Annotated in this window: 13 protein-coding genes and 5 pseudogenes; 9 read left to right on the top strand and 9 right to left on the bottom strand. The window is 55.3% G+C overall.

From position 1 onward, the window contains the following. Positions 1–397: 397 nt before the first annotated feature. Positions 398–526 (top strand): annotated as a pseudogene (locus tag NL116_RS15745) (AbrB/MazE/SpoVT family DNA-binding domain-containing protein); the annotation flags it as partial. Between the two features lie 94 nt (positions 527–620). Here the strand turns inward: NL116_RS15745 and NL116_RS15740 are convergent. The 3 genes from NL116_RS15740 to NL116_RS15730 all read right to left on the bottom strand — a co-directional run bounded on the left by NL116_RS15740 (position 621) and on the right by NL116_RS15730 (position 2895). After that, the gene (locus NL116_RS15740; protein WP_494372967.1) at positions 621–1940 is read right to left on the bottom strand and encodes an ABC1 kinase family protein; all 1320 of its coding nucleotides are present in this window, start codon (positions 1938–1940) and stop codon (positions 621–623) included. Then, entirely contained in the window at positions 1937–2401 is a 465-nt protein-coding gene (locus tag NL116_RS15735) for a DUF3429 domain-containing protein (RefSeq protein ID WP_494372966.1), read from the bottom strand. The genes NL116_RS15740 and NL116_RS15735 overlap by 4 nt, the downstream gene beginning before the upstream one ends. A gap of 128 nt (positions 2402–2529) precedes the next feature. Beyond that, positions 2530–2895, bottom strand: a complete 366-nt coding sequence (locus NL116_RS15730) for a Rieske 2Fe-2S domain-containing protein (protein WP_494377991.1) — start codon at positions 2893–2895, stop codon at positions 2530–2532. A 159-nt stretch (positions 2896–3054) separates the two neighbouring features. On the opposite strand from NL116_RS15730, the gene NL116_RS15725 reads away from it, so the two are divergent. The 7 genes from NL116_RS15725 to NL116_RS15695 all read left to right on the top strand — a co-directional run bounded on the left by NL116_RS15725 (position 3055) and on the right by NL116_RS15695 (position 8117). Next, positions 3055–3519, top strand: coding sequence for a thiol-disulfide oxidoreductase DCC family protein (locus NL116_RS15725; protein WP_494377990.1), 465 nt, complete (start codon positions 3055–3057; stop codon positions 3517–3519). Positions 3520–3673: 154 nt separating this feature from the next. Next, on the top strand, positions 3674–4234 hold the full coding sequence (folE, locus tag NL116_RS15720; RefSeq protein WP_494377989.1) for a GTP cyclohydrolase I FolE: 561 nt from the start codon (positions 3674–3676) through the stop codon (positions 4232–4234). Positions 4235–4269: 35 nt separating this feature from the next. Continuing rightward, positions 4270–4980 (top strand): SDR family NAD(P)-dependent oxidoreductase, encoded by a 711-nt coding sequence (locus NL116_RS15715; RefSeq protein WP_494377988.1) that lies wholly within the window; start codon positions 4270–4272, stop codon positions 4978–4980. A gap of 14 nt (positions 4981–4994) precedes the next feature. Next, positions 4995–5300, top strand: coding sequence for a DUF6482 family protein (locus tag NL116_RS15710; protein ID WP_494377987.1), 306 nt, complete (start codon positions 4995–4997; stop codon positions 5298–5300). 26 nt (positions 5301–5326) lie between these two features. Next, complete coding sequence (locus tag NL116_RS15705; RefSeq protein WP_494377986.1) at positions 5327–6865, top strand: cryptochrome/photolyase family protein; 1539 nt, start codon at positions 5327–5329, stop codon at positions 6863–6865. Then, positions 6862–7002 carry a DUF2256 domain-containing protein gene (locus NL116_RS15700; protein WP_494377985.1) on the top strand — a complete coding sequence of 47 codons (141 nt, stop codon included), beginning with the start codon at positions 6862–6864 and terminating at the stop codon, positions 7000–7002. The genes NL116_RS15705 and NL116_RS15700 overlap by 4 nt, the downstream gene beginning before the upstream one ends. Before the next feature lie 674 nt (positions 7003–7676). Then, the gene (locus NL116_RS15695; RefSeq protein WP_494377984.1) at positions 7677–8117 is read left to right on the top strand and encodes a hypothetical protein; all 441 of its coding nucleotides are present in this window, start codon (positions 7677–7679) and stop codon (positions 8115–8117) included. A 146-nt stretch (positions 8118–8263) separates the two neighbouring features. Here the strand turns inward: NL116_RS15695 and NL116_RS15690 are convergent, their stop codons facing one another. From NL116_RS15690 to NL116_RS15665, 6 genes and pseudogenes are all read right to left on the bottom strand, one after another. Continuing rightward, positions 8264–9040 carry an SDR family NAD(P)-dependent oxidoreductase gene (locus tag NL116_RS15690; protein ID WP_494377983.1) on the bottom strand — a complete coding sequence of 259 codons (777 nt, stop codon included), beginning with the start codon at positions 9038–9040 and terminating at the stop codon, positions 8264–8266. 324 nt (positions 9041–9364) lie between these two features. Further along, positions 9365–9516, bottom strand: a pseudogene (locus NL116_RS15685) (DNA polymerase V subunit UmuC); the annotation flags it as partial. Beyond that, positions 9488–10000 carry an acyl-CoA thioesterase gene (locus NL116_RS15680; protein WP_494377982.1) on the bottom strand — a complete coding sequence of 171 codons (513 nt, stop codon included), beginning with the start codon at positions 9998–10000 and terminating at the stop codon, positions 9488–9490. The pseudogene NL116_RS15685 and the gene NL116_RS15680, both read right to left, overlap by 29 nt. A 146-nt stretch (positions 10001–10146) precedes the next feature. Then, positions 10147–10269: pseudogene (locus tag NL116_RS15675) on the bottom strand (acetyl-CoA C-acyltransferase); the annotation flags it as partial. Positions 10270–10464: 195 nt separating this feature from the next. Beyond that, a pseudogene (locus NL116_RS15670) lies at positions 10465–10791 on the bottom strand (thiolase family protein); the annotation flags it as partial. 93 nt (positions 10792–10884) lie between these two features. Then, positions 10885–12165, bottom strand: a complete 1281-nt coding sequence (locus tag NL116_RS15665; RefSeq protein ID WP_494377981.1) for a 3-hydroxyacyl-CoA dehydrogenase — start codon at positions 12163–12165, stop codon at positions 10885–10887. A gap of 99 nt (positions 12166–12264) precedes the next feature. Between NL116_RS15665 and NL116_RS15660 the strand changes: the two are divergent. Next, positions 12265–13162 (top strand): annotated as a pseudogene (locus NL116_RS15660) (LysR family transcriptional regulator). Positions 13163–13303: the final 141 nt, after the last annotated feature.

Below are 13303 nucleotides of genomic sequence, written 5' to 3'. Positions count from 1 at the left end.
GAAACGGGTCTACAGGATGCGCGGACAATTCGACCAGCAAAATGGATCGTAATAGGTGGTAAACGTCGGTTAGGTGAGTTTACTTCCGAAATTGGAGTCGGAATGGCTTCCGCGGACTCTTGAGGTGCATCGTAGGCTGCGAAATCTGCGTGCAACCGGCCTGATTCTGAGATGTATTGTTACGTGTAATGTATATTATGTTAAATAATGTGTCTGAATCGGACCTCTTCCAAGGTATTATCCAATTCCACCATTCACTGGCTTGAATTTCAGCGTTCACCGGTATCCCTATGCATCAACGGCTTATTTGAGAAATCTCGATGTACCGCAAGTTTGTGTTCAGCTATCACCGGCAGCTAAGGGCTTGCTTCGGTGATTGTTGACTTAGGATCAGCGTGTGTATCTGATCGAGGAGTTTGTCGGCAACACGCTCTGCCCTGTCCTATCGAAAACGCCTCAGATTGCTGATCGAATCGACGAGCTGACTGAAGCCAGGGATATCGCAGCCCAGCAAATCGCCAATTGAATCAGAGATCAGATACTTGCGGGCCGAGAATTATGCATAGGCATGGTTAAACGGTAGCGGTACCCAAGGCGAGCATTTATCTTCCATAAAGCGCTCAAATCACGTAAGGCTCGAACAGCCTCCGGACATCCACCCGCGCCTTCAGCTTCGCGGCCAACAGGTACAAACCTCCCACCTTGCGATGCAGAAACAGTACATCTACAGGTGGCGTGTGCCAGAAGTCGCGGTCGGCACCTAGTTCCCAACCGGTATCACGTAGGCGTACGGCCAGGTCAGACGTCGCAAAGTCATAGGCACCTTGATGCCTCAGTGGTTCGCATGCCTGTGTAATGAGATCAGTGAGCACCGCTCTGTGTTTGGGCAGCGTGTCAGACTGAAAGTAGCCGACGTCCAGCGCGGCATTGGTGATGGCGGTACGGTCTTCATGCAGGCCTGCAATCAGCAAGCGGCGATAAGCCTCGGTAGTGTTGCGGTCATAAAGTCGCGTGGCGCCGAAGTCCAACAACACCATCCGGCCGGAGGCTCGCTGATAACGGTAATTGGCAAAGTTAGGGTCGGTCTGCACACACTGGAACTCGAACATCTCGCGAAGAAACAGGCCGAATAGCAACATGATGATCCGGTCGCGCTCTGCCTGCGGCGAGTGCTCCAGTGACTCCACCGCTACTCCATCGACGAAGGACATCACCAAAATATTCGGCGTACTGAACTGGGCATACGCACGAGGAACCAGAAAGTCAGGACTGTCGGCCAACAGTTGATCAAAGCGCCGTAAGTGCTCGGTTTCTTTCATGTAGTCCGCTTCATCCTGCAGCTGACGCTTGGCCTCTTGGAGCAATGGGGCTACGTCCATGCCCTTAGGCAGCATCCCGGACATGCGCAACAAGGTAGCAACGTTATCCACATCGCTCGAAATACTCTCGCGCACGCCAGGGTATTGCACCTTGATCGCCAGGCGTTGGCCATCCTTATCTTTCGCAGCATGAACCTGGCCGATGGACGCTGCCGCCAATGGCGTGAAGGAAAACCGTTCGAAGCGCCCTTCCCATCCCTTGCCCCAGCTTTCGTTGAGGACTGCCACCAACTGGCTCATGGGCATAGGATGAGCGTCGCAACGCAGACGCGAAAGAATTTCGCTGAACTCGCGCGGCAACAAATCACCTGCATCCATCGATAACAACTGCCCAACCTTCATGGCGGCGCCACGCAGTTGCGACAGCTGCTCGACCACCCGATGCACATTGCCCGACGTCAACAGCAGTTCGCTGAGCGCCGGACGTTTGCCCTGAACCCACTGCCGAGCGCCTTCGGCTAGCATGCCGCCCGCGACGCCCGAGGCCAAACTGCCAAAACGCATCAACCGCGATAAGCGGCTGCCAGGCACGGGCAACGAACCGGGCTCACGAGGCTTCATGAATGAAGCGCCTCAACGATCGCGGCAAGCAGCAAGCAGAAGCTCGCCACAAGGGTAAGCCGTAATCGCATCGGCAGGTACCAGGCGGGCAAGCTCGTAACCTGCAACAGCTGCCTGTCCTGCCGGAGGTGGGCAACCAAGCCGATGACCAACAGCAAGCAACCCAATGGCATTGTCAGTAGCGTGGCAACCCAAGCAATAAGCGCAGGGATGACACTCCAGATGAACCGGTCTCTGCCCTGCTCGGCGCTCATGTCTTGCACGGTCATGGCGAAGCCCCAGTGTAAGGCGCCGACGAAGCTCAGGATGACTGCGCCATAGTTAACAAGCGCAATCGCAAACAACGGTCGATAGTCGAGAGAGAACGGGATCAGCAGCGCCAGAAAAATAAACGGCAACAGACCGCCATAACCCAGCAGGCTGACGTGCTTTGGCAGAGAGGCTGAAGGCAACGCGTTCATTTGTATTCCTTGCAGTGAGCGACACTCAAGACTGTAGGCCCAAAAGCCCCGCTTGGGCGAGGTTGATGGCGATCCGAAGCTGAGGTCAGCGTAATGAGTCGCTTTGTAGAATCAGGTCATTGCCCCATTTATTTTCGGGCAAGCATGCGACTGCACAGGTCACCCAAAAAATGCCAGATCCAGCCATATCGCTCCAATGTCGGATACGCGTCGATCCGAGTCTTCGCCGGAATGCGCAGGTGCGGCCGTGCCGCAATGTGAGTGCAGATGCCATCCGCTCCAAAAGGCCAACCGTGATAGGGGCAATTCACGCTGTCGCCCACTTGGTTGCCGGCAGAGAGGGCGCCGCCCCGATGAATGCAAATATCAGAAAGCAGATGTGCTTCCCTGACTGTCACGGAGGCAACAAAAGGCTGACTCAGTAACCAAACAGGTACCAGCCCATCAGACAATCGAGAGGAAGGAAGCACGATGTACCAGAGATTTTTGCGCATGAGCGGCAAATGCCCAATGAGCATTGCATCAGGGACATATCCGCTAACTCTGAACGCTGCCTGCCGTGAGTGGTTCATTTCACGGTAAAGGAATGACCGTGATTGTCAGGTCGTTTTTTTGGGCCTATCTTATACAAAACCTATACAAGACGATAATCAATGTACAACAAAGAGCATTGGCCACTGACGTTGTACTTTGACGGCAACTGTCCATTGTGCGCGCGTGAAATCACGATCCTGCGCCGACACGCCGCAGAGAGCCGACTGCTGTTTGTTGACATGGGCAGTCCTGAGTTCGACGCCAAAGCACTGGGTTTCACGTTCGCGCAAATGCAGGCGACGCTTCATGCCTGTTTCGCCGATGGCCGCTGGGTTAACGGCTTGGACGCCACCCTATGGAGCTGGCGTGCCGCCGGCTTGGGATTTTGGGCCACGCCGCTGACTTGGCGTGCACTCAGACCGCTGCTTGCACTCGGTTATCGCCTGTTTTGCCGTCTCCGTCCCCATTTGGCGTGGTTACCTCACCCGGATGGGCGCCGTCGATGTGTCGATAACCTTTGCGCGGTGGCGGAATCAAAACCCGCACCCGATGAGTTGATCACCTTCAAAACAAAGCAGCTCTAGAACGCTTCAATTTGGTATTGGCCTGATGAAGAAACTGAGCCGCAGGTGATCTGGCGAACCCCGTGTTATCTGCGTCAGATCGTACGCAGCAGAAACGCCCCTTCTGCCAAGGATTGCCATCACATGAAGCGCAGCATGGCTGCGAGGAATCTAAATGAACCCATCAATCGCCGAGCATTACCGTGAAATTCTCGTCGCCGTAGGCGAGAACCCTGAGCGTGAAGGACTGCTGGACACGCCCAAGCGCGCAGCCAAAGCGCTGCAGTACCTATGCAACGGCTACACGATGAATCTGGAGGAAGTCATCAACGGTGCACTGTTCGAATCGCTTAACGACGAAATGGTCATCGTGCGCGACATCGAACTGTATTCATTGTGCGAGCACCACATGCTGCCCTTCATCGGCAAAGCTCATGTCGCGTACATCCCGACAGGGAGGGTATTGGGCCTGTCTAAGGTCGCACGAGTGGTCGATATGTTTGCCCGCCGCTTACAGATTCAGGAAAACCTCACCAAACAAATTGCCGACGCCCTTCAGCACATGACCGATGCCGCCGGTGTGGCTGTGGTTATTGAGGCAAAGCACATGTGCATGATGATGCGAGGCGTTGAGAAGCAAAACTCGGTGATGACCACATCGGTGATGCTGGGTGCCTTTCGCGATTCGTCCGCTACGCGTCACGAGTTCCTGCAACTGATAGGGCGACTGGGTTAGCGCTAATAGATCACGTCTGTCTGCGGAGAGGCTAAATGAACAGTTCTTTCAGGATGAACTCCCTTGGCGAGGGCTACCGTGCCCTGGTGATAGGCGCCAGTGGAGCGCTCGGCGCGGCGTTTTGTGAGTTGCTCAACGAAGATCCAGGATGCTCGGTTGTTCGTGATCTGGGGCGCAACAGTGTTCCAGGATTGGATCTGGAAAAGCCCGATAGTATCCCCAGGGCGGCCGCCGAATTAGCTGAAGAAGCCCCGTACCAGTTGATTTTACATGCTGCCGGTCTGCTTCATCGCGAAGACATCAAGCCTGAAAAAAGTTACACCTCTATTGAAGCGGATACGCTTCAGGCGATATTCCAAGTCAACACACTCGGGCCTGCACTGGTTTTGCGTCACTTCCTGCCCTTGCTTGACCCTCGAGGCGCGATGGGGATGCTCTCCGCCAAGGTCGGCAGTATCGGCGATAACCGCTTGGGCGGCTGGTATGCCTATCGCGCCTCCAAGGCGGCGCTGAACATGCTGATTAAAACCGCTGCCATCGAACTTGCAAGAACGCGCCCTCAGACCCGCTTATTGAGTCTTCATCCCGGCACCGTCATTTCGGGCCTGTCACAGCCCTTTCGTGGCGCCTCTGCAGCCAGGCCGGCAAGTATCGCTGCCCATGAGTTGTTATCACTGATTGACCGTTTGCCGCCTGACGAAAGCGGCAATTTCTTTGCTTATAACGGAGAACGCCTACCTTGGTAGGCAGGGAGTGAACCTTGAATCTGCAAGCATTGACCGAACGGGCCGCGAAGGGCGAAGTACGCGAGTTGGAGCTGCTGTCGCTGGAGGGCGGTTTTTATCTGGCGCGAGTCAGGCTGGATCACGGACAGTTCACTCTGCTGGACGATGCAGCGAAGCCTATGCACCTTCGCTCGATCAATCACCTGCGTGAGTTATTGCAGCTCGTCCCGCCATTTCCCTGCGCGCTCGTGCAGCAATGTGTCCATGACGAGATGTGCGGCTCACATGAAGGGCCAATCGAGTCGTTGCGCATTCCTTTCTCGCTGACTGCGCCTTGGTGAGTCACCCTTCCGTTGGATTTTGTCGAATGAATAAGACTCACCGACTATGCCTGGTTTTGGGCGACCAGTTGTCTTTTGACCTGGCCTCATTGAAGGGGCTGGACAGCGAGCGCGATACGGTTTTACTGGTCGAAGTGATGGAGGAAGCCAGTCATGTGCCCCATCACCCGCAAAAAATCGCACTGATCTTCAGTGCCATGCGCCATTTTGCTGAGGCATTGCAGCAGCGTGGCATTCGCGTGCAATACGTCACGCTCGATGATCCGCAAAACAGCGGCTCGGTGCCGGGCGAGTTACGCCGCTGGCAGTCGCTGCTGCAGCCGGATGAGTTGCACCTGACAGAATGCGGTGACTGGCGCCTTGAGCAGTCGCTCAAAGATTGCGGCTTGGCGATTCAGTGGCATACCGATACCCGTTTTTACTGCACCCGATTCGAATTTTCATCCTGGGCCGAAGGCAAAAAACAGCTGCGCATGGAGTTCTTCTACCGCGAGATGCGACGCAAGAGTGGCTTGTTGCTCAACGGCGATGGCAGCCCGGTCGGCGGCGCCTGGAACTTTGACGCCGAAAATCGCAAGGCACTGCCTAAAGGCGTTAGAGCCCCCTTACCCCTCCGTTTTTCAGCCGATGCAATCACCCGGGACGTGCTGGCGCTGGTCGCAAAAAGCTTTTCCAGCCACTACGGCGCCCTCGACACCTTTGACTACCCGGTGACTCACGCCGAGGCCCAAGCGCTGTGGGACTACTTCCTCGACTGGGGTCTGGCAGCCTTCGGCGACTACCAGGATGCGATGGCCAGTGATGAACCCTTCCTGTTCCACGCGCGGATCAGCGCCGCACTGAATATTGGCCTGTTGGATCTGCGTCAATTATGCAGCGACGTCGAGGCTGCTTACTGGGCGCACAGCATTCCATTAAACGCTGCCGAAGGCTTTATCCGTCAACTCATTGGCTGGCGTGAATATGTACGGGGCGTCTACTGGCTGAAAATGCCTGACTACGCTGGCGGCAATCTGTTTGGCAACAGCAGGCCGCTTCCAGAGTTCTATTGGACGGGCGACACCAAGATGAATTGCATGGGCCAGGCGATCGGCCAAAGTTTGAAACATGCCTATGCCCACCATATCCAACGTTTGATGGTCACCGGCAACTTTGCGTTGCTGGCCGGCATCGCACCGAGCCAGATTTGCGACTGGTACCTGGCGATCTACATGGACGCGTTCGACTGGGTCGAACTGCCCAACACACTGGGCATGGTCATGCACGCCGATGGTGGTTACCTGGGCTCCAAGCCTTACTGCGCCAGTGGCCAATATATAAAGCGCATGTCCGACTACTGCCGTAATTGTGCGTACGAAGTCAGTGAAAGCACGACGGACGACGCCTGCCCTTTCAATTCGCTTTACTGGCATTTTCTAATACGTCATGGCGACCTTCTGCGTAGCAATCAGCGTATGGGCATGGTCTATAAAAACCTCGATCGTATGACTGAATCCAAGCAGCAAGCACTCTGGGATCGTGGCCAGAAACTGCTCGCCAAACTGGATGTCGGGGAGTCGTTTTGAAGAAGAGTGAACTACCGATCAAAACCTGTGCGGTCTGCGGATTGCCTTTCGCCTGGCGCAAGAAATGGGCGCGCTGCTGGGCTGAGGTGCGCTACTGCTCGGAGCGTTGCCAACGGCGCAGGAACATTGAATGGTGAGAGTGTGAAGCAGATAAAAGTACGTATCGTGCGGGGACTCAAAGCACACGAGGTTCTTCGATTTTATCGCAACGCTTAGCGCCGATAGTTATAAGGCATTGGTAAATGCCTATAGAGAAGGCACAGCTTGCCACTTTAAAAAAACGACTTTAGTCGCTACAGATTCTGCCGCTCGCACTCAAGATCAGCTTCAACTCGTGTCTGGTAGGTGGTCTTCAGTCGCAGCCCTTCATCCCCGTTGGTCTGAACTTGAACCGGTCCCACTTCGCTAGCCATCCGAGCGGGTTAGCAGGTACTCAGACCCCCTTGTTGCCGCAAATCGTTGTTCATACTCCCCTCTCAGTACCCGCTATGGTGGGGGCAGATACCCTGGAGATGGTCATTTATTCGAACGTTCGATTTTCGGCTTACAAGCTGTCGACATCCCTTCCATCTCCCCTTCAGGCATTCAGATGTGACACTGCACTTTGCGTCGTTCTCTAGAGCAATGCCAGCGAACCTGAGGACGTCATTGTGATTGACCAACAACCGAAATGACGGGGGGGGAGCGCTACGCCGTCGAAAGCCCTGGCGATATGAGGGAAAAGCCAATTTCAATGCTACGATTTGATTTGGTCGAATCGAAATAAATGGACTCCCATCGAAAGATCCTTATCAGACGTTCGAGAGTGGCCATGAAGCAGATCGTGATCAGTGGTCTCACCTTAGCGATAATCGGCGCGATGACGTTTGGACTGCTCCAGTGGAGAGCCATCGACAAGCAGAACCAAGAATTTTCGTGCAGTGAAGCAAAGCAAACCTTAAAAAGAGTGGAGATTCGCGCGCGAGCGTTGGCTGCCGGCTTGACCGTAGAGGACTACGCTAACGCTGAAGAGGAGGAAGTGGCGAAACTAATCAGCGCCCTCGAAGGTGCCAATAGCGCGGCGGATATTGATTCGGTCATGGAGAGTCACGCTGCCACCATAAAAGCGGAGGACGCCGCTGTTGAGGCAGAGGTGCAAGCTCGAGGCGATCAGGCATTCCTCGAACAACGATTAATGAAGCAGCGGATTCCCGTCGATGTTAAACAACAGCTCGAACGCGCCGCGAAGGCCGTTAGTCTCTCTTGTAGCTAGCGCCCTGTGATACATGACCCCTTCTAAAGCTGGCTACCCAGACTAAGAGCCAACAAAAACAGGCCATCGAAAGGCCCCTCTTCTGCTTAAACCAGAATTACTTGGTCAGTCAGGTCTCAACGGTTTCAGAAGGGATTCAAAACGTTTTAATAAGCTTTGTTCTCAACCAAGCAATTGCCTCCATCCACCACGAGCAACTCACCTGTGATGTAACTCGCTTCAGGTGAAGCCAGGAATACAACGGCAGCGGCCACTTCCTCTGGCCGACCCGCTCTCCCAAGAGGTGTAGAGCGTGCTGCTTTGACTTCATCAGGAGTGCTCGACCCTGTCGCTATCCAACCAGGGGCAACTGAATTTACAGTGATACCTAGATGAGCAACCTCAAGAGCAAGACTCATGTTCATCCCTACCATTCCGGCCTTTGCTGCACTGTAAGCAGCCTCTCCTGGATTACTGGCTCGTGTGCCTGTGGTTGAGCTGATGTTCACTATGCGGCCATAGCCTCTAGCCCGCATCCCAGGCAACACCCCTTGAGTTAACAGGAACGCAGTTGTCAGATTTCTAGCGATGGAAAGATTCCAGGTTTCGAGGCTCGTATTCGTGAACTCGGCGAACGGTTCTGGACTTCCTTGCATCGCCATACCGGCATTATTTACAAGAATATCGATGCGGCCCCAGACGGCCTCAGCCCAAGCGGCGAACTCACTAACCTGAGTCTCCTGAGTCAAGTCTACCGGTCGACCCTCTGCTTCGAAGCCGGCGGCGCGTAACTCCGCAACCCGCTCATTGATGCGTGCGCTGCTTGCCGTGACGATCAGCTTGGCCCCTTGAGCCCCAAGACGATGGGCAATAGCCATACCGATTCCGATCTGACTTCCCGCACCGCTCACAACCGCCACCTGCTCTGCCCAAATTGAATTCATCGTCTTTGCCTCTGTTGAGGGTTTGCGAAGCACACTAATGGAGGTGTAGCAGATAGCCGGAAAAGCCGGTTGAGGATTTGGTTACTGAGGTCGATATCTGCAAATACAAAAGGCCCTCGAAGGGCCTTTTTGCATCCAAACCGAAATCACTTGGTTAGCCAGGACTCGACGGTTGCGGAGCCGTGTCCGACCATTTCAGACCTTTGCTACGCTGCCCTCTTTCACGGAGGAATCACAATGTCGAACTCAGACCTGCTCCCTTCCCTACTCTACAAAATCAATCAAAACCAACTCGCCCTCGAAGCGGCGATCATGGAGCTGACACTTGCCCCACCTGCCATTGATGGCGTCCAAAACTCCCATAACTTTCTCGGTCGCTTCCGGTTGAGAGATCGAAAACAAGTCGTCGGTGTACTCGCCTTCTGGCAAAGGTTGACCAGAAGCACCTCAGCTTTGCTGTATTTGAAACCAGGTCGGTCCGAGCAGAGGTTCACGTGCCACCATTGCTTCCCGTAATGCCTGACTCGGGACCGCCTTGGTGCCGGCCCGAGCATCGTAGAACACACAAGTGGCGACCCCTTCGCCACACAGATCGCCGTTCCAAATGGCGTATTCTTGCACGATGCTGGAGTTTCCCATGCGCTTGAGACGAGTGGTTATCAGGGCCTGTTCACCCAATAACATCGGCTTGTGGTAAGTAAACTCGACCGCGCGCACCACCAATCCAATCCCGCCCTGCCCTGGGAAATGGCCAGCCACTTGTGCGAAATGACGACTACGCGCCTCCTGGCACCAGTCCAGGTAAATAACGTTGTTGACATGGCCATAGACGTCAATACAGCGCCAGTCACAGTCTCGCTGGATAGCAGATCGCCAGGCCCCCTTCACACCATAGCGCTTGATCTGATGCTCATCGAGTTCGAAGGACCCGACCACCACCTGAGTTGTATTGTTATTCATTACTTTCCTCGAGCTACACCTTCCCAGCCCCACCGGTACGGCCTGCTAGAGGCCATACTTTCAGTTGGGGCACAGGCGAATATTTGGACCAGGGAAACATCTTCTGAGCAACGGGATGCGTGCTGGCAGATCAAATTCCCGCTTTGTTATAAAACCTCGAATAATCCCGCCGCACCCATTCCGCCGCCCACGCACATCGTCACCACCACAAACTTCATTCCGCGCCGCTTGCCCTCTAACAAAGCATGCCCAACCGTTCGCGCTCCGCTCGCCATCGCTGCCAAGCAAATTATGGTCGACGGAATGATGGTCACCATCGGCGCCGGGCAGGAGCAAATCAGCCTAGTACAAGCTACACACAACCAATGGGCGATCGAGTCGTACGATCCTGAAATACTGCGCCTCTGCGAGCATGCCTACATGCCAATGCTGCAGACGGCCGAGCTCGTGGCGCGTCACTATGGCATCAGCCGAGAAGCGCAGGACGCGTTGGAGTCACAAAAGCCCATTAATCCCGATGCGCACTGACGATCGACAGTCTGCCCGCTCACCGATAACGGCAGGCCGGCAGCCAAGGCTGCAAGACGCGCCGGATTGTTGGCCGCGGTGCCGCTAGGCATTGCCGTACCCAGCACTAAATCTTCGATTTGCGCCGGCTCGATGCCCGCGCGCTCGACCGCAGCGCGGATAGCGATGGCAGTCATGCTCGGCGTCTTGAAGTTGTTAAATGCACCACGCATCGCCTTGGCGATTGGTGTGCGGGCAGTGGATACAATAATGGCGTCTTTCATGCTTGAAATCCCTTGTACGAACAGAAGCAATTGCTTAGTCAATCCCAGGCTTGCTTGTGAAATTTTTCACAGCGCCCAGAGACATCAAATCATTCAAGCAATACAACTCGCATGTCGCGCTGGGGAGCCTGAAAGGTAATGCCCGCCCTCCTGTACTTCGGCAAAGCGCTTCTTGCTGGCCATCAATTGGTGAATAAGTCCAGCGGGGCGCCAATGCTCGCCAAATAACCCGTGCAAGCGCTCCAGCCGAGCAAGAGTCTTTGGTAAACCCTGCTCATCCGCCCAATGCATCGGTCCACCGGTTTGTGCGGGAAAACCATATCCGTTCAGCCAAACCTGATCGATGTCGCGGCTGTTGGCAGCGATACCTTCTTCGAGGATCTTCGCCCCTTCATTGACCAGCGCCAAAAGACAACGATCAAGTATTTCCTCGGCGGTAATATCGCGGCGGCGATAACCCAAGCCCATGGAAACCCTGAGCACAAGCGAATCGACCAGCGGATCGTGCTCGGCCCGGCGGCTACCCGGGGCATAACGGTAATAACCCTGACCAGTCTTCTGGCCCAGGCGACCGAGTTCGCACAAGGCATTGTCGATCTGCATCAGCGGTTCTTCCATGCTCTGCCCAGCCAGTTGGCGAGCACGCCACTCCAGATCGATGCCGACCACGTCAAACATGCGAAACGGGCCCATGGCGAAACCAAATTGTTGCAACACCTCGTCCACCTGCTGTGGCAACGCACCTTCAAGCAGTAATTTGCGCGCTTCGGCAATGTAGGTGCGCAACATACGGTTGCCAATAAAGCCAGGGCAGTTACCCGCCACCACCGCTACCTTGCCTATACGCTTACCAAGTGCACGTGCCGCTTGCAGCACCGTACTATGGGTGTGCTCGCCACGAACGATCTCCAGCAGTTTCATGATGTTCGCAGGGCTGAAGAAATGCAGTCCCAGCACCTGCTGTGGCCGGCTTGTGACAGCGGCGATAGCGTCGATATCCAGGGCTGAAGTGTTGCTTGCCAAAATGGCCCGTGGCTTGAGGTGCACATCCAGTGCGCGGAAGATCTCCTGCTTGAGCTCCAGACTTTCGTACACCGCTTCAATCACCAGATCGGCTTCGGCCAGTGCAGCGTAATCTTTCACCACCCGCACCCGCCGCAGGTTGGCGTCCGCCTCGACCTGAGTGATGCGCTCTTTACCGACTAGCTGCGACCACGTTGATTCGATCATTGCCAGTCCCGCGTCGAGCGTCGCGGTGTTGCTATCCAGCCATAGCACCGGCAACCCGGCACTGGCGACGCTTATGACAATGCCGCGTCCCATGGTGCCTGCGCCGATGACGGCGATCTGCTTGATATTGAATTGGGTATTCACAATGCGACGCTCCTGCATGTGTGGGAAAGAACATCCATCACCTTAAGAAGACTTAAAGTATTTGTGATATTACGGTTTCGTAAGCCATATATTTGCCACATGAATATTTCTAACTTTGATCTGAACCTGTTGCGTATCTTCGACATGCTGATGCGCGAACAGAATGTCTCGCGAGCGGCCGAGCGCCTTGGCACTGACTCAGCCCACAGTCAGCAACGCCTTGGCACGCTTGCGCGACCAGTTGGACGATCCACTGCTGTTGCGTGTCGGACGGCGCATGCGCCCTACCCCCAAAGCCCTGGCACTGGAAGGGCCGATCCGGGCGGCTTTACAACAGATCGCGCAAAGCCTTGCTACGGGAGATCCCTTCGAGCCACTCCAAAGTCAACGCCAATTACGGGGCGCTCTCACCGATTTCGTCGAACAACTGTGCATGCCACCCTTGCTGTCATATCTCCAGACGCATGCGCCACACCTGCGCATCGATGTCGAGCACCTGACACCGAACCTGCCAGTCGATGCGTTGGATCGAGGTCAACTGGACTTGGTACTGGGCCGCTTCGACGACGTACCAGCACGCTTCACCCGTCTCCTCTGGCGCAACGAGACGTTGCGAGTAGCGACGCGTCAGGGACATCCGCAGCTCAGCCACGGGATGGATCTGAATACCTTCCTGAGACTGCGTCACCTATGGGTTCATGGCGGTCAGACTCGCGGCATGATCGACCAGTGGCTGGCCGAACAAAGTCTGGCGCGGCAGATCGTCTCCACCACCCCAAACTACCTGCAGGCCGCGCACCTTGTGTCAGCGACAGATCTCTGTGTGGTGCTGCCGACGCGCCTGGCGCAGGAGTTCGCCAATCTGTTACCTCTGGATCTACATGAGCTGCCATTTGCGCTGAAGCCGTTCGAACTCGAACTGGTTTACCTGAGTCATCGCCAACACGACCCAGCGCTGGCGTGGCTGGTAACCCGGATCATGGAGATTGAAAACTGAGGGTGGCCATGACCCGCTTCGGTAGTTGCCTTGCCACTCTGGTATTGGCGAATTGCGGCAGACCGAATGAAAAATGTCGAATGGGGGTAACAGCGCGGGGCTTCATAAACACGGGCGATACGGAGATTCGACGACACGTGC

The sequence above is a fragment of the Pseudomonas sp. FBCC-B1667 genome, from assembly GCF_059133255.1.
This window is presented reverse-complemented; position numbering and strand designations above follow the sequence as displayed.